This window comes from Mesorhizobium sp. M1399 (assembly GCF_040317735.1).
Classification (GTDB): Bacteria; Pseudomonadota; Alphaproteobacteria; order Rhizobiales; family Rhizobiaceae; genus Mesorhizobium.
The window spans coordinates 272,171-287,186 of sequence record NZ_JAMYKZ010000006.1 but is presented as its reverse complement, the minus strand read 5'-3'; the positions used below and the strand labels follow the sequence as shown (position 1 = coordinate 287,186).

The window sequence follows — 15,016 nt, the reverse complement described above, 5'->3', positions numbered from 1 at the left end:
ACCAACCATGCTTCTCATCCGCTGCCCCTATTGCGAGGAAGAGCGTCCCGAGCTCGAATTCCGCAACGCCGGTGAGGCGCATATTGCGCGTTCCCCAAACATCGCCGGCGAGAGCGACGACGACTTCGAAAAGTTCTTCTTCATCCGCTCCAATCCCAAGGGGATCATCTATGAGCGGTGGCGGCACATGCATGGCTGCGCGCGGTTCTTCAACGCCGTGCGCGACACCGTCAGCGACAGGTTCCTGATGACCTACAAGGCCGGCGAGCCAAAGCCGGCGAAGCTGCCGGGAGCCGCCAAATGAGCGCGACGTTCCGCATTGCCGGCGCCGGGCGGCTCAAGCAGGCAAAGATAGCTGGCTTCAGCTTCGACGGCCGCCCCTATACCGGCATCGAGGGCGACACGCTGGCCTCGGCGCTGCTTGCCAATGGCGTCCATCTCGTCGGCCGCTCGTTCAAATACCACCGGCCGCGCGGCTTCCTGTCGGCCGGCGCCGAAGAGCCGAACGCGCTGGTCGAGATCAAGCGCGACGCGGCACGCAAGACGCCGAACGTCCGCGCCACGGTACAGGAACTCTATGACGGGCTGACGGCACAGTCGCAGAACCGCTGGCCGTCGCTCGCCTTCGACATCGGTGCGGTCAGCAGCATCGCCTCGCCGATGCTTTCGGCCGGCTTCTACTACAAGACCTTCATGTGGCCGAAGGCTGCGTGGAAGAACCTCTACGAGCCTAAGATCCGGGCCGCGGCCGGTCTCGGCGTCGCCCCCGACCAGCCGGATCCCGACCATTATTCGGCGCGCTTCGCCCATTGCGAGGTGCTGGTGCTTGGCGGTGGTGCGGCGGGTATTGCCGCGGCATTGGCTGCCGCCGAAACCGGCGTGCGCGTCATCCTTGCCGACGAGCAGGCGGAATTCGGCGGCAGCCTTCGCTTCGAGAGCGGGGCGAAGATCGAAGGCCAGGACGGCTTTTCCTGGGCGCAATCCGCTCTCGCCAAGTTGAGCGCGATGGACAATGTCCGCGTACTGCCGCGCACCACGGCCTTCGGCTATTACGCGCAGAATTTCGTCGGACTGGTTGAGCGCGTCAGCGACCATCTGCAGAGCCCCGGCCGCGACCTGCCGCGCGAGCGGCTGTGGCAGGTTCGCGCCAAACGCGTGGTGTTGGCGACCGGCGCCATCGAGCGCCACATGGTGTTTGCCGACAACGACCGTCCCGGCGTCATGCTGGCGTCGGCGGCGCGCACCTATCTCAACCATTACGGCGTCGCGGTCGGCAGGAATATCGGCGTCTATACGGCGAACGATTCCGCCTATGCGGCGGCGATCGACCTGAAGAAGGCCGGCATCAACGTGGCGGCGATCGTCGATCTGCGCGACAATCCGACCGGGCCGGCGATCGACGAGGCGAGGGCGCTTGGCATCGAGGTTAATTTCGGTCGCGCGGTGATCCGCGCCGGCGGCAAGCTGCGGGTGTCGTCAATGACTGTGCAGCCGAAGAATGGCGGCGGCGAACGCACCATCCCGGTTGACGCGATTCTGATGTCGGCCGGCTGGACGCCATCGGTGCATCTGTTCTCGCAATCGCGCGGCAAGGTCGCCTTCAACGACGAGACCAAGCGCTTCGTGCCCGGAATTTATGCGCAGGACTGCGTATCGGTCGGCGCCTGCAACGGCACCGACGGGCTGTCGGCGACGATCGACGAGGCTTATGCAGCGGGCGCCAAGGACGCCGGCAGCAAGCCAGCCAAGGGAACCAAGCCGAAAGTCGATGCCAGCGAGAGCTGGTCGCGCGGCATGCTGGGTGCGGCGCCCGGCGCCGGGGCAGAAACGACGGTAAAGGCGTTCGTCGACTTCCAGAACGACGTCACCGCCAAGGACATCCGCCAGGCGGTGCATGAGGGCATGCGCTCGATCGAGCACGTCAAGCGCTTCACCACCAACGGCATGGCGACCGACCAGGGCAAGACCTCCAACATGCACGGCCTGGCGATTGCCGCCGAGACGTTGGGCAAGCCGATCCCGCAGGTCGGGCTGACGACGTTCCGTGCGCCCTATACGCCGGTGACGTTCGGCTCGATCGTCGGGCATGCGCGGGGTCCCCTGTTCGACCCGACCCGCAAGACGGCGATCCATCCCTGGGCAGAGCGTCAAGGCGCGATGTTCGAGGATGTCGGCCAGTGGAAGCGCGCCTGGTATTTCCCGAAGCCGGGCGAGGACATACATGCGGCCGTCGACCGCGAATGCGTCACGGTGCGCAAGACGGCCGGCCTGTTCGACGCCTCGACGCTGGGCAAGATCGAGGTGGTCGGGCCGGATGCGGCCAAATTCATGGAACTGCTCTACACCAATCCATGGGAGAAGCTCGAGCCCGGCCGCTGCCGCTACGGCATCATGCTGCGCGAGGACGGTTTCATATATGACGACGGTGTCGTTGGCAGGCTTGCACCCGACCGTTTCCACGTGACGACGACGACCGGCGGCGCGCCGCGCGTCATGAACCATATGGAGGACTATCTCCAAACCGAGTTCCCGCATCTCAACGTCTGGCTGACCTCGATCACCGAGCAGTGGGCGGTCATTGCCGTGCAGGGGCCGAAGTCTCGCGACATCATCGCACCGCTGGTCGAGGGCATCGACATGTCGGATGAGGCGCTGCCGCATATGTCGGTGCGCGAAGGCCGGATCTGCGGCGTACCGACCAGGCTGTTTCGCATGTCGTTCAGCGGCGAGCGCGGCTTCGAGGTCAATGTGCCGGCCGATTACGGCGAGGCGGTCTGGGAAGCGCTATGGGCCGAGGGCCAGAAGCATGGCGCCTGTGCCTACGGCACCGAGTCGATGCATGTGCTGCGCGCCGAAAAGGGCTACATCATCGTCGGCCAGGATACCGACGGCACAGTGACGCCGAACGACGCCGGGCTCGACTGGGCGGTCGGCAAGAAGAAGGCCGACTTCGTCGGCATTCGCGGCATGGCGCGGCCGGATCTGGTCGCCAAGGGCCGCAAGCAGCTTGTCGGCCTGAAGACCAGGGATCCCAAGGTGGTGCTGGAGGAGGGAGCGCAGATCGTCGCGGACCCGAAGCAGGCAATCCCGATGAAGATGATCGGCCATGTCACGTCGAGCTATTGGTCGCAAAATTGCGGCCGCTCGATCGCACTGGGGCTGGTCGCCGGCGGCCGCGATCGCATGGGCGAGACGCTCTATGTACCGATGCCGAACGGGGTGATTGAGGTGGAGGTCACCGGTATGGTGTTCTTCGACGAGAAGGGGGAGCGCCTCAATGGCTAAGGCCGCTGTGAAAACCGCCGTCGCCGGGCCGTCGGTCGAACGCCGTCCGGCTGTCGCCGGCCAGTCGCTTTCCGCCACCGGCGTCACACTTGTCGTGCTGCCGCCGGCCGAACGCATATCGCTGCGCGCGCCGGACGCCTCGATCGCGGCACTTTCGAAAGCACTTGGCATCGCCCTGCCGCTAAGGCCGAAAACCTCGGCGGCAAAGGCTGGACGGACCGCCTTGTGGCTCGGGCCGGACGAATGGCTGGTCATCGATGAAAGCGGCAAAGATCCACTCGCCGATTGCGCCAAGATTTCCGCGCTGCATTCGGCGGTCGGCATCTCGCACCGCAACGTCGCCGTATCGGTCACCGGACCGGCTGCCGCGACGACGATCAATGCCGGCTGCCCGCAGGATTTGTCGCTCGACGCCTTTCCGATCGGGGCGGCATCGCGCACCATTCTCGGCAAGGTCGAAATCGTGCTGTTGCGCACGGCGGCCGACGCGTTCCGCGTCGAATGCTGGCGTTCCTTCTCCGACTATGTCTTTACTTTTCTGTCGGAGGCAGCGCGCGACGCGGCAGCATAGCAATGTTCGCCGCGCCCAGCAGTTCTGCGACAGCGAGCCGAGGGAGAATGCAAATGCCGTCGAACTCCGCGCCGAAGTTGCCGGCCAAGACGCCGGCCGTGCGCTCTTTCGAACACGAGCAGCGCACTGAGGCGGATGTCGAAGAGGAACTCGAGGAAGGCCTCGAGGATACGTTTCCGGCCAGCGATCCGGTGTCGATCACCGGAACGGCCATTCCTGGCGCGCCGGCAAGACCCGGCAAGGCGAAGAGGGTGGCGGGACAGAAGCGTAAGAAGTGATCTGCACGGCGCGATAAGCAGGGCTGAGGCCGGCAAGATGGGCGGGCGGAAATTCCTGCCGCCCTTTCGGTTCATCGCCGCATATTATCGCCGGTCGGCTCAGAAGCTGCTGGGCACGATCCACGGGTCGATGCCGATGCCGAGCCTCAGGCCCTTGCTGCCGGCCTTGTGGGTCGCGGCATCGGCGTTTTCAAGCGATCCGGTCGGCGCGCAATCGAGCTTCACATCGGTCTTGGTGTCGATGCAGGCCGCTTCTTGCTTGGCTGGCTGACTGCTGCCGGCAAATGCCGCGCCAGAGAGCGCCAGCAGGGCGGCGAGCGTGAGAATTGCCTTCTTCATGATCTGTCTCCGGTTCCAGCATTCGTACATGTACGGTATTGCGTACAGATACGCCCAGGACTGAGGGAGTTCAAGCGAAAATCGTACGCGTACGGAGAAATTAGGCGCAGGAATTGCCGAACGCTCGGCACCGGAGCGCGGATCGTTCGGAGAAAGATTCTACAGATCGGGAGGAACGCCGCTCCTCAGCAGTTGACCGGCGGGCCGAGCGGCGCAATCTCGTGCGCGGCGATGGCTTCGAGCATGATGTCGCCGATCCGTGTGATGAATGTCGTCTGGTCGCCGAACGGATAGAACGGGAAGGTGATCAGCAGCGAGATGGCGCCGTGGCCGACCGCCCACAGCATGGTGGCGATGGCGCGCGGATCGCCCTTGAGCCTGCCGGCGGCAACGCAGGCCTCGACCCTCTCGATCAGCACTTTCATCGCCGGATTGCCGCTCTGCATTTCGGCGAACGTCTTGCCGGCCGGCGGCCTGACTTTTTCGGTCATGAAGACGGTGCGGTATTCGTTGGGATTCTCGAGCCCGAAGGCGGCATATTCGACCAGCACCGCCTTGAGCGCCTCGATCGGGTCGTCGGCCGTATGATTTGCGATGCGCCTGGCCAGGGTCTCGAAGGCGTTTTCGGCTAACGCGAACAGGATGTCCTGCTTGTCGGCGAAATAGGAATAGACCGACATCGGCGCATAGCCGACGCGCTTGGCGAGCTTGCGGATAGTGAGGCCGTCATAGCCTTCTTCCTGGACAAGCTTGTGCGCGGCGTCGACAAGTTCGGAACGCAGTTCGGCCTTTTGTTTTTCGCGGCGCTCCTGGACGCTTAGCTGCAATTGTTCGACTGCCTTTAATAACTGATGGCTGGATGCAGCATATATACGCTGTACGACGTCGGGCAAGGGTGGCACGAAGCAGAAGCTTGACGTCACAAAACGATGTAACCCGGCAATAAAGCCGGCAACATCGGACTGTTACAGACAAACGCTAATTCGCGGCTCTGCAAGAATTGTGATCTGGGAGGCCAACATGGCCCTGACTGAGCTTTCGTCCGGCGTGCCGGACGTGAACCCGCTTTCCCATCGCGCCAGGATGGCGCTCAGGCGCGTCGTCATGGTCGCATGGCTGGCGATCGCGCTCGGCTTCGCCATGGAGGCTCTCATTCTGACCGTCAGATTTGCGGCAGGTTCCTACCCGGCGACGACGCTGATCCTGATCGAACTGGCGCAAGGCGTGACCTGGTCGTTCTTCGTCTGCGCCGGCGTCAGCCTCGGCACGGCGCTCGCTAAAGTGCGAGCCTCGCTCGGCGGCTTAATCAGCGCGATCTCGGCACCGCTGGCCATGGGCATCGCCAAGGGGACGCAAAAGGTCATGGTCAGCGCGCTCGACGCGGCGGCAAAGCCGGCCGTTCTCTCGCTCACGACGCTGGGTGTCCTGCGCGCCATCGAATACGGGCTGCTCGGCTGGATACTGGCATCGCTGGCGTCGAAGGAAGAACCCCGTCCGCTCCATTTCGCGCTGGCAGGCGCCCTGATAGGCGCGGTATTCGGTGGCGGCATCACGGTGCTGACGATTGAGACGGCCGCGGCGAACGACGCTGCTCTGGCACTGCCACAGGCTATCGCAACCGGCCTCAACGAGATCGTGTTCCCAATCGGTTGCTCACTGGTCGTCTACATTGCGCTGCAGGTCAGCCGCCACATGAAGTACGTCGCGGCCGAAGCCAAATAGATTTAGGTTCCCAGGCTTGGATGCCAGTCAGACCGCCTCCGGTTGGCGTTCGATCAGCGTCAGCGTCAGCCAGCGCGCAGTCAGCGCCGGCTTTTTCGAGCCCTCGATCTCGATCGTCACGTCGTGCGCAGTCTGCACCCAGCCCGACGGCCTGACCTTGACGTCGGCCAGCACGAAGCGGGTGCGGATGCGCGAGCCGGTCTTCACCGGCGCCAGGAAGCGCAGCGAATCGAAGCCGTGATTGACGCCCATCTTGCTGTTTTCCAGCGGCGGCATGGTTTCGAAGGTCATTGCCGACAACAGCGAAAGCGACAGGAAGCCGTGCGCGATGGTGCCGCCGAACGGCGTCTCGCGCCTGGCGCGCTCCGGATCGCAATGGATGAACTGATGGTCGTCGGTGGCATCGGCGAACTGGTCGATCATGCGCTGCGTGACCACCCGCCATGGCGACACGCCGACTTCCTTGCCGACGTTGGCCAGAAGCACATCGAGACTGATCGGTTCCACGCTGATGTCCTCCATCTTACCCCCGGCATTTCACTCGCCGGATGGCGTGCGTCTCATTCCTTGAACAATGTCAGCCCGTGTTGCACCGACTGCCCGCCATCGATCGGCAGGATGGCGCCGGTGACATAGCTGCCGGCACGGCTGCACAAATAGAGCGTTGCGCCGGCAATGTCATCCGGTGCGCCGATGCGGCCGATCGGAACGTGGTTGCCGACATGTCTTGCCTGGTCTTCGGTGCCGGTGGCGAAGGCCGTCATCCGGCTCTGGAAAGGGCCGGGCGCAAAGGCGTTGACGGTGATGCGACGGGCGGCCAACTCGATCGCCAGGATGCGTGTCAGGTGGTGAACCGCAGCCTTCGAGGCCGAGTAGGAGTAAGCGTCTTCGGCCAACGGCTGCGTGCCCATCACCGATCCCAGATTGATTACCCGGGCCGGGTCGGCCTCGCTGGCAGCGGCCTCGAGCAGAGGCAGCAATTCGCGCGTCATATAGAAGACCGCAGTGACGTTGACGCCGAACACCTTGGCCCAGGCATGATAGGGAAAGCTTTCCAGCGGCGCGCCCCAGGAGATGCCGGCATTGTTGACCAGGATATGCAGCCGTTCGGTCCGCGCCCTGACCTCGGCGACAAGCGCTGCAATGCCGGCCTCGCTGGAGACGTCGCCGGCGAAACCCTCGGCCCGGCCGGATGCCCCAAGCCCGTTCAGCTCGTCCGCTACCTTGGCGCAATCCTCGCCCTTGCGCGAGGCAATCATCACCGAGGCGCCGGCCCTGACCAGAGCGGTCGCCGCCATGCGGCCGATGCCGGTGGCGGCGCCGGTGACCAGCGCCGTCTTGCCGGCGACTGAGAACAGCTCGTCCAGATAGCTCATCGAATTCCTCCGCGCAGTTCACCGCTGTTTGATGGTGGGTCAATGAGCGGCTTCGCGTCGCCAAGGCTAGCCGAACTTCGATCACCCTTGCCACGGGTAAAGTACCTAGACCGGGGCGAGGGCACGCCTTGCGGCTGAAAAGGTTAAGCCCCAGCGGCAAGGTAGTCATTCGGCCCTGACATGGGTCGGATGAATGATGCAGCCGTCCCCCTAAGCGAGCACCTTGGCCAGCGGTTCATTTCGCGCGTGAAGCAAGTCGTCATTACTCCTCCGCCCAAGCCGCAGGCAGATCTTGAGGACTTGGGACGGTAGCCGAGCGATAGGCAGGACTGACGTTCGTGATCGTGGGGGAGCTATGCCTTCCCGAGGGAGCTGTGGGTAAGAAACAACGCATCGTCCTGTTGGCAGCGGTTTTTGCGTCTGTCTTTGGCGTCTTTTTGCTGATCCTGATCCTGCAGATGGTCAGCCTTTTGGTTGACTAGACCCCAACGAAGACCGTTCGCCCGAAGGGCCGCTCTACCGTAGGCTTTCCAACTCGCGGATGCGTTTGGTGCCGTCGGCCTCGAGCTGCCTTGTGACGGCGCCGATCAGCGTTTCGACGACGACGAAAAGTGCGGCGGATGAGTCCCAGGCCGAAGGCACGGCGGTGCGCCCGGCGATGACGTGGCGGGCGAAGCGGGCGATCGGCGACAGCCACTGGTCGGTAAACAGCACGATCTGCACGCCACGCTGGTTGGCCGTCTCGGCGAAGCGGACAAGGCTGTCCTGGTAGCGCCTGATGTCGAAGATCACCAGCACGTCGCGTTTACCCATGTCGATCAGCCGGTCGCGCCAGACGCTTTCCTGCCCGCCGAGGTGAAAAACGTTGGGCTGGATGATGGCGAGGTGGGCGGCCATGTAGCGCGCCAGCGGGTCGGTGAAGCGGCCACCGATCAGGAATGTCTTGCCGCGCCGGTCGGCCAGCTTGGCGACGATGTCGGCAAGCTGCTTATCCGAAAGGTGCCGGAAGGTCTCGCGCATATTGTCGAGCGTCGCTTCCAGCATCGGCGACACGGCGCTGCTGCCCGGCGATGGCGGATTGAGCGTGCGCGAGGCCGGCGACTGCAATTGCGCCGCCAGTTCGTCTTGCAGCGCCGACTGGAATTCCGGATAGTTCTGGAAGCCGAGCCGGGCGACGAAACGCAGGATCGTCGGCGACGATACGCCGGCGGCAGCCGAGAATTCGGCGACCGTCTTCAGCCCGATCAGCGGATAGCTGGCGATCAGCGTTTGCGCTGCGCGCCGCTCGCCGGCCGGCATGGTGCCGATGCGGTCGGAGATCAGTTCGGCAATGCTGGAAACCATGTTTTTCCCCACCCTGGCCGGGCCGTTACCGCATTATCGAAATCGCGTTTGACAAAGCCGGCCAAACTGTATGAAATCATCCGTAGGGACGCAATGAGGCAAAATACGTAACATACGGTACAGCGCTCCCCGGGGACGGCAGACAATGGAGACAGCACGGCCCGCCAGCCTTGCATCGCCTGAAACCGTAAGGGTGACGAACCCCGGCGGATTGAGCCCTTTCGTGCTAACCTGCGACCACGCCTCCAATTTCCTGCCGCCGGAATTCGGAACGCTCGGACTTGCCGCCGAGGAGCTTTCCCGCCACATCGCCTGGGATCCCGGCGCCTTGCCGGTGGCGCGCCGCATGGCCGAGGCACTCGATGCGACGCTGGTCGAGACCTGCATTTCGCGGCTCGTCATCGACTGCAACCGCCCGCTCGATGCACCGGACCTGATAGTGACGGTCAGCGCCAGCGAAAAAACCGTGGTCCCGGCCAATCAGGGGCTTTCGGCCGATCAGCGGGAGGCGCGCATCGCGCTCGCTTGGCGGCCGTTCCACGACCGGATCGCGACGATCATCGACGAGCGCCTGGCGGCCGGACGGGAGACGCGGCTGGTCTCGGTCCATTCTTTCACCCCGGTCTACAAGGGCAGCAGCCGGCCCTGGCATATCGGCGTTATCCACGACGAGGACCGCCGGCTGGCGGCGCCGCTGATCGCGGCGCTGCAGCGGGTCGCCGGCGTCACCGTCGGCGTCAACGAACCCTATTCGCCGGCCGACCGCGTCTATTTCACGCTGGAACGCCATGCCCGCTCGCGCGGGCTGCCCTGCGCAATGATCGAAATCCGCAACGACGAGATCTCCGGCGCAGCCGGGCAGCGGAAATGGGCGGATCTGCTCACGGGTATTTTTCTCAATCTGGAGCCCGAAGCGGCCAAGGCCTCCAGACCAAGCGCAGTCGGAAAGTCAGTTCAATCGGCCAGCTAAGAAACCAAAAGGGGACTTCAAAATGGTAGCACCGGGTTACAGCGAAGGTGACAAGAAGGAGGACCTGAAAGTTCTCCACGGAATGGGCTATGCTCAGGAACTGTCGCGAAGCATGAGCCGCTTCTCGAATTTCGCGATCTCGTTCTCGATCATCTGCATCCTCTCAGGCGGCATCAATTCCTTCGCGCAGGCGACATCGTCCATCGGTGGCGCCGGCGCTGGTATCGGCTGGATCGTCGGGTGCATGGTTTCGGGATTTTTCGCGCTCGCCATGGCCCAGATCGCCTCGGCATTTCCGACCGCCGGCGGCCTCTATCACTGGGCATCCATTCTGGGGAACCGTTTCACTGGCTGGCTTACCGCATGGCTCAATTTGCTCGGCCTGATCACCGTGCTCGGCGCGATCAACATCGGAACGTCTTTGTTTTTCTACGGGACCTTCGGCGCAGGACTTACCACCGACGGTGTTGCGTCTCCGGCTCAAGTCGTTGGTTTTGTTGCCATTATCACGGTCCTTCAGGCGCTGTTCAACCATTTCGGCATCAAGCTGACCGCCATGCTGACGGATGCGTCCGGCTTCCTGATTCTCGGAGCGACGGCGGTGCTGATCGTCGCCTGCCTGGTGTTTGCTCCAGCGATCGACATCACCCGGTTGTGGACGTTCACGAACTATTCGGGCGATGCGGGCGGCGGTGTTTTCCCGCAGTCCGATTCCATGACGTATCTCTTCCTGCTCTGCCTGCTGCTGCCGGTTTACACCATTACTGGCTATGATGCGTCGGCGCATACCTCGGAAGAAACGTTGAGGGCGGCGCACTCGGTTCCGCGGGCAATCGTTTCATCCGTGCTCTGGTCGTCGCTGATCGGCTGGGTGATGCTGTGCGCGATCGTGCTGGCAATTCCGGATATGGCGGCAGGCGCCAAGCAAGGGTGGGCCGTGTTCTTCGAAACCATGAACGCGATCTTGCCAGGATGGTTAAAGACACTGCTCTATCTGGCCATCCTGATCTCGCAGTTCCTCTGCGGCCTCGCTACGGTGACCTCGGCCTCGCGCATGCTGTTTGCCTTCTCTCGCGACGGCGGCATGCCGGTCGGTTCGGCCGGGCTCGCCAAAGTCAGCCCAACCTGGCGCACGCCGGTCAATGCCATCTGGACAGCTGCGATCCTCGAGATCATCTATGTCTTTCTTGCCCAGTTCATTTCGATCGGCGGCACCAACATCTACACCATCGTCGTCAATTCGACGCTGGTGTTCCTGTTCCTGTCCTTCACCATTCCGATCGCGCTCGGCATGATGGCTTTCGGAACGGCGAAATGGCCGAATCCCGGCCCATGGAATCTCGGTGCCGGCCTGTTCAAGCTGTTTTGCATCCTGTCGGTCATCGGCATGGCGATCATCTTCTACATCGCCATCCAGCCGCCGAACGACAAAGTGCTCTATATCACCCTGGGCTTCATTGTACTGACTGCGGTGCTTTGGTTCGGTTTCGAGAACCGCCGCTTCCAGGGTCCGCCCATCGGCGACCAGATCGCGAAGCGCCAGGCGGCGATCAAGGCAGCCGAGATAGCTGTCGGCGAAGCCGGCGCCTGACGCTCTCTCATGACCATGGCCGGCATCGCGCCGGCCATGGTTTCATTCCCTTTTCAAAACGACAAGCGCTGGAGTGCCGTAAGAATGGCCGGAAATTTCTCGTTCGATCAGTTGAAGCAAGCGGTTTCCAGCGGTGAGGTCGACACCGTGCTGGCCTGCATCGTCGACATGCAGGGGCGGCTTGTGGGAAAGCGGTTCCTGGCCCGGTACTTCGTCGATTCCGCGCATGACGAGACGCATGGTTGCAACTACCTGCTGGCCGCCGATATCGATATGGAACCGGTGCCCGGCTACAAGGCGGCGAGCTGGTCGAAGGGTTATGGCGATTTCGTCATGAAGCCGGACCTTGCGACGCTGCGGCGCATTCCGTGGCTGGAGAAGACGGCGCTGGTGATCTGCGACGTGCTCGACCACCACACCCATGACGACCTGGCGCATTCGCCGCGCGCCATGCTGAAGAAGCAGGTCAAGCGGCTGCAGGAGCGCGGCTATATCGGCTATTTCGCGTCCGAGCTCGAATTCTACCTGTTCAGCGAGACCTACGATTCCGCCCGCAGGAAGCACTGGCAGGGCCTCGAGACGGCATCGCCCTATATCGGCGACTACCAGATCGGCATCACCACCAAGGAAGAAGGCGTCATGCGCCGGCTGCGCAACGAAATGGAGGCGGCCGGCATTCCGATCGAGAATTCGAAGGGCGAGTGGGGTCCCGGCCAGGAAGAGATCAATGTCCGCTATGCTGAAGCGCTCGACATGGCCGACCGCCACGTCATCCTGAAGAACGGCGCCAAGGAAATCGCCGAGTCCGAAGGCAAGGCGATCTCGTTCATGGCCAAGTACAATTACGGGCTCGCCGGCAATTCCAGCCACATCCACAATTCGCTGTGGAGCGCCGACGGCAAGACGCCGTTGTTCTACGACAAAAATGCCGAGTGGACGCTGTCGACGCTCGGCCAGCAATGGGCAGCCGGCCAGCTCAAATATGCCAAGGAATTCACCTGGTTCCTGGCGCCCTACATCAACTCCTACAAGCGCTTCCAGGCCGGCACCTTTGCGCCGACCAAGATCATGTGGAGCGAGGACAACCGCACCGCCGGTTTCCGTCTTTGCGGCGAGGGCACCAAGGGCATCCGCATGGAATGCCGCATCGGCGGTGCCGATTTGAACCCCTATCTGGCTTTCGCCGCGCTGATCGCGGCCGGGCTTGCCGGCATCGATGAAAAGCTTGAACTGCAGAAGCCCTTCGTCGGCGACGCCTACCAGGCCTCGCAGTTGCCTGAAATTCCAAAGACATTGCGCGACGCTACCGCGACGCTGGTGGAATCGAAGATGCTGAGGCAGGCACTCGGCGACGATGTGCTGGAACACTACGTCCACACGGCACACTGGGAACAGTTCGAATACGACCGCCGGATTACGGACTGGGAACTGCACAGGGGGTTCGAGCGGTATTAAATGACCTGGCAATGTCGGCGCCGCCCGTCCCTCACCTTTACCCGCTCGCTGTGAAGAACGGGGCCAACGCCGGTGTTTCGTCCCTTCCAGAGCGGCGTGACCAACGAGAATTATTGTAGAATGCGAGGACCCAAGGCATGACCGAAACGGTCAAGATAAGATCCCCCATCGACGGTTCGATCTATGCCGAACGGCCTCTGGCCACGGACCAGGCGATCGGTGCCGCGGTCGAGCGCGCCAAGGCGGCGCAGGAGAAGTGGGCGCAGACGCCGGTCGTCGAGCGCGGCAAGTACATGCTTGCCATGCTGGAAGCGCTGGTCGCCATGAGCGACGAGATCGTGCCGGAGATCGCCTGGCAGATGGGCCGGCCGGTGCGCTATGGCGGTGAGTTCGGCGGCGTCAGGGAACGCGTCAGCTACATGGTCGAGATCGCCGAGGCGGCACTGAAGCCGGTCATGGCCTCCAACCCGAAGGACGGCTTTCGCCGCTATGTGAAGAAGGTGCCGCTCGGCGTGGTCATGGTGATCGCGCCGTGGAACTATCCCTATCTCACTGCCGTCAACACGATCGTGCCGGCGCTGATGGCGGGCAGCGCCGTCATCCTCAAGCACGCGGCACAGACATTGTTGGTCGGCGAACGGTTTCAGCAGGCGTTCGACAGAGCCGGCCTGCCCAAGGGCCTGTTCCAGAACCTCGTTCTGAACCATGCGCAGACCGAAAGGCTGCTCGGCTCCGGCAAGATCGACCATGTCAACTTTACCGGCTCGGTCGCCGGCGGCCGCGCCATCGAAAAGGCGGCGGCGGGCACCTTCATGACGCTCGGCCTCGAGCTTGGCGGCAAGGATCCGGCCTATGTGCTGCCGGACGCCAAGATGGACCATGCCGTTGCCAATCTGGTCGACGGCGCCTTCTTCAATTCCGGCCAGTGCTGCTGCGGCATCGAGCGCGTCTATGTCCACGAGAAGGTCTACGACGAATTCGTCGAAGGCTTCATCGCCGAGACCAGGAACTACGTCGTCGGCAATCCACTCGACCAGGCGACCACCATGGGGCCGATGGCGCAGGCGCGCTTCGCCGACCTGATCCGCGAGCAAAAGGCGGAGGCGCTACGCAAGGGCGCCAAGGCGCACATCGACACGAAGGTGGCTAACGACAGGCAAGGCTCGCCCTATCTGGCGCCGGAAGTGCTTACCCAGGTCGACCACCAGATGAGCGTGATGCGCGAGGAAAGCTTTGGCCCGATCGTCGGTATCATGAAGGTGCGCAACGATGAGGAGGCGATCGCGCTGATGAACGACAGCCCCTATGGGCTGACGGCCTCGATCTGGACGCGCGACACGGACCATGCGGCGGCGATCGGCGACCGCGTCGAGACCGGCACCGTGTTCATGAACCGCTGCGACTATCTCGATCCGGCGCTGGTCTGGACCGGCGTCAAGGACACCGGCAAGGGCGCGGCACTGTCGGCCATCGGCTACGACAATCTGACCAGGCCGAAATCATACCATCTGCGCGAGGTGATCTAAGGTGGCGATCGGCAAGCCAACGATCGCTGTTGAGAGGGAGTAATGGCGGATACGCAACAATCGGCGCTGCCGGATCGTGAAGGTCCCGAGGGTATCGGCGGTTGGCTTGTCCTGCCGATGCTCGGGTTGATGCTCACCCCGATACTAGGGTTGGTACAATTGCACAATACCGACTATCTCGGCATGTTACAGAACTGGCAGGCCTTCAGTTTGTCCCAAGGTGTGCTGATTGTTGCCGAATTGGTGATATCCGGCATACTAAACCTTACGGCCCCGGCCCTATTATTGTTCTTCATGTTCAAGCGCTGGCAGATATTCCCCGGCTGGTACATGATTTGGGCATTCGCGATGCCGATATATTCCGTTGTCGATTCATGGGCCGGGTATCTGGCTTTTCCCGACAGCTTTCCATCGCTGGACGATGCGTTCGATAAAGAAACGATGCGCGACATTTACCGTTCGGTCTGGGCCGCAGCCATCTGGATTCCGTACATGATGCGGTCAGACCGTGTGGCCAATACCTTTGTGAATTAACAACAGCCGAGAGCATGAAAGCAGT

General features: G+C 62.8%; 16 protein-coding genes. 11 read left to right on the top strand and 5 right to left on the bottom strand.

Annotated features, from left to right (window positions below):
• The first annotated feature begins 7 nt into the window (after positions 1-7).
• Genes NKH05_RS12845 through NKH05_RS12830 form a run of 4 tightly spaced genes read left to right on the top strand, consistent with a single transcriptional unit; the run spans position 8 to position 4,134 of the window.
• The gene (locus tag NKH05_RS12845; protein WP_023719025.1) at positions 8-304 is read left to right on the top strand and encodes a sarcosine oxidase subunit delta; all 297 of its coding nucleotides are present in this window, start codon (positions 8-10) and stop codon (positions 302-304) included.
• On the top strand, positions 301-3,285 hold the full coding sequence (locus NKH05_RS12840) for a sarcosine oxidase subunit alpha (protein ID WP_352484639.1): 2,985 nt from the start codon (positions 301-303) through the stop codon (positions 3,283-3,285). The genes NKH05_RS12845 and NKH05_RS12840 overlap by 4 nt, the downstream gene beginning before the upstream one ends.
• On the top strand, positions 3,278-3,856 hold the full coding sequence (locus NKH05_RS12835) for a sarcosine oxidase subunit gamma (protein WP_023719027.1): 579 nt from the start codon (positions 3,278-3,280) through the stop codon (positions 3,854-3,856). Before NKH05_RS12840 ends, NKH05_RS12835 begins: the two co-directional genes overlap by 8 nt.
• A gap of 53 nt (positions 3,857-3,909) precedes the next feature.
• Positions 3,910-4,134, top strand: coding sequence for a hypothetical protein (locus tag NKH05_RS12830; protein WP_023719028.1), 225 nt, complete (start codon positions 3,910-3,912; stop codon positions 4,132-4,134).
• Between the two features lie 99 nt (positions 4,135-4,233).
• Here the strand turns inward: NKH05_RS12830 and NKH05_RS12825 are convergent, their stop codons facing one another.
• Both NKH05_RS12825 and NKH05_RS12820 read right to left on the bottom strand, forming a co-directional pair.
• On the bottom strand, positions 4,234-4,473 hold the full coding sequence (locus NKH05_RS12825) for a DUF680 domain-containing protein (RefSeq protein WP_353025488.1): 240 nt from the start codon (positions 4,471-4,473) through the stop codon (positions 4,234-4,236).
• A gap of 185 nt (positions 4,474-4,658) precedes the next feature.
• Complete coding sequence (locus NKH05_RS12820; RefSeq protein WP_352845538.1) at positions 4,659-5,300, bottom strand: TetR/AcrR family transcriptional regulator; 642 nt, start codon at positions 5,298-5,300, stop codon at positions 4,659-4,661.
• Between the two features lie 193 nt (positions 5,301-5,493).
• Between NKH05_RS12820 and NKH05_RS12815 the strand changes: the two genes are divergently transcribed.
• Positions 5,494-6,195: a hypothetical protein gene (locus NKH05_RS12815; protein ID WP_352791359.1), complete on the top strand. Its 702-nt coding sequence runs from the start codon at positions 5,494-5,496 to the stop codon at positions 6,193-6,195.
• A 27-nt stretch (positions 6,196-6,222) separates the two neighbouring features.
• Here the strand turns inward: NKH05_RS12815 and NKH05_RS12810 are convergent, their stop codons facing one another.
• Positions 6,223-6,717 carry a MaoC family dehydratase gene (locus NKH05_RS12810; protein WP_031194015.1) on the bottom strand — a complete coding sequence of 165 codons (495 nt, stop codon included), beginning with the start codon at positions 6,715-6,717 and terminating at the stop codon, positions 6,223-6,225.
• Between the two features lie 38 nt (positions 6,718-6,755).
• Positions 6,756-7,571, bottom strand: a complete 816-nt coding sequence (locus NKH05_RS12805) for an SDR family oxidoreductase (RefSeq protein WP_353025487.1) — start codon at positions 7,569-7,571, stop codon at positions 6,756-6,758.
• Positions 7,572-7,909: 338 nt separating this feature from the next.
• Between NKH05_RS12805 and NKH05_RS12800 the strand changes: the two genes are divergently transcribed.
• On the top strand, positions 7,910-8,053 hold the full coding sequence (locus tag NKH05_RS12800; RefSeq protein ID WP_352484631.1) for a hypothetical protein: 144 nt from the start codon (positions 7,910-7,912) through the stop codon (positions 8,051-8,053).
• Between the two features lie 34 nt (positions 8,054-8,087).
• Here the strand turns inward: NKH05_RS12800 and NKH05_RS12795 are convergent, their stop codons facing one another.
• Entirely contained in the window at positions 8,088-8,915 is an 828-nt protein-coding gene (locus NKH05_RS12795) for a MurR/RpiR family transcriptional regulator (RefSeq protein WP_023719035.1), read from the bottom strand.
• 145 nt (positions 8,916-9,060) lie between these two features.
• On the opposite strand from NKH05_RS12795, the gene NKH05_RS12790 reads away from it, so the two are divergent.
• The 5 genes from NKH05_RS12790 (at position 9,061) to NKH05_RS12770 (ending at position 14,991) form a co-directional block, all read left to right on the top strand.
• Complete coding sequence (locus NKH05_RS12790; RefSeq protein ID WP_352484629.1) at positions 9,061-9,885, top strand: N-formylglutamate amidohydrolase; 825 nt, start codon at positions 9,061-9,063, stop codon at positions 9,883-9,885.
• A 22-nt stretch (positions 9,886-9,907) separates the two neighbouring features.
• On the top strand, positions 9,908-11,476 hold the full coding sequence (locus NKH05_RS12785; RefSeq protein ID WP_352484627.1) for an amino acid permease: 1,569 nt from the start codon (positions 9,908-9,910) through the stop codon (positions 11,474-11,476).
• A gap of 84 nt (positions 11,477-11,560) precedes the next feature.
• Positions 11,561-12,931, top strand: coding sequence for a glutamine synthetase family protein (locus tag NKH05_RS12780; protein WP_352815552.1), 1,371 nt, complete (start codon positions 11,561-11,563; stop codon positions 12,929-12,931).
• Positions 12,932-13,068: 137 nt separating this feature from the next.
• Positions 13,069-14,457, top strand: a complete 1,389-nt coding sequence (locus tag NKH05_RS12775; protein WP_353025486.1) for an aldehyde dehydrogenase family protein — start codon at positions 13,069-13,071, stop codon at positions 14,455-14,457.
• A 42-nt stretch (positions 14,458-14,499) separates the two neighbouring features.
• Positions 14,500-14,991, top strand: coding sequence for a DUF2569 domain-containing protein (locus NKH05_RS12770; RefSeq protein ID WP_023719040.1), 492 nt, complete (start codon positions 14,500-14,502; stop codon positions 14,989-14,991).
• Positions 14,992-15,016: the final 25 nt, after the last annotated feature.

Coding starts and splice junctions, on each gene's coding strand:
- NKH05_RS12780 (WP_352815552.1), top strand. CDS start 11,561: ATGGCCGGAAATTTCTCGTTCGATCAGTTGAAGCAAGCGGTTTCCAGC.
- NKH05_RS12770 (WP_023719040.1), top strand. CDS start 14,500: ATGGCGGATACGCAACAATCGGCGCTGCCGGATCGTGAAGGTCCCGAG.
- NKH05_RS12810 (WP_031194015.1), bottom strand. CDS start 6,717: ATGGAGGACATCAGCGTGGAACCGATCAGTCTCGATGTGCTTCTGGCC.
- NKH05_RS12805 (WP_353025487.1), bottom strand. CDS start 7,571: ATGAGCTATCTGGACGAGCTGTTCTCAGTCGCCGGCAAGACGGCGCTG.
- NKH05_RS12795 (WP_023719035.1), bottom strand. CDS start 8,915: ATGGTTTCCAGCATTGCCGAACTGATCTCCGACCGCATCGGCACCATG.
- NKH05_RS12785 (WP_352484627.1), top strand. CDS start 9,908: ATGGTAGCACCGGGTTACAGCGAAGGTGACAAGAAGGAGGACCTGAAA.
- NKH05_RS12835 (WP_023719027.1), top strand. CDS start 3,278: ATGGCTAAGGCCGCTGTGAAAACCGCCGTCGCCGGGCCGTCGGTCGAA.
- NKH05_RS12825 (WP_353025488.1), bottom strand. CDS start 4,473: ATGAAGAAGGCAATTCTCACGCTCGCCGCCCTGCTGGCGCTCTCTGGC.
- NKH05_RS12790 (WP_352484629.1), top strand. CDS start 9,061: ATGGAGACAGCACGGCCCGCCAGCCTTGCATCGCCTGAAACCGTAAGG.
- NKH05_RS12845 (WP_023719025.1), top strand. CDS start 8: ATGCTTCTCATCCGCTGCCCCTATTGCGAGGAAGAGCGTCCCGAGCTC.
- NKH05_RS12840 (WP_352484639.1), top strand. CDS start 301: ATGAGCGCGACGTTCCGCATTGCCGGCGCCGGGCGGCTCAAGCAGGCA.
- NKH05_RS12815 (WP_352791359.1), top strand. CDS start 5,494: ATGGCCCTGACTGAGCTTTCGTCCGGCGTGCCGGACGTGAACCCGCTT.
- NKH05_RS12830 (WP_023719028.1), top strand. CDS start 3,910: ATGCCGTCGAACTCCGCGCCGAAGTTGCCGGCCAAGACGCCGGCCGTG.
- NKH05_RS12775 (WP_353025486.1), top strand. CDS start 13,069: ATGACCGAAACGGTCAAGATAAGATCCCCCATCGACGGTTCGATCTAT.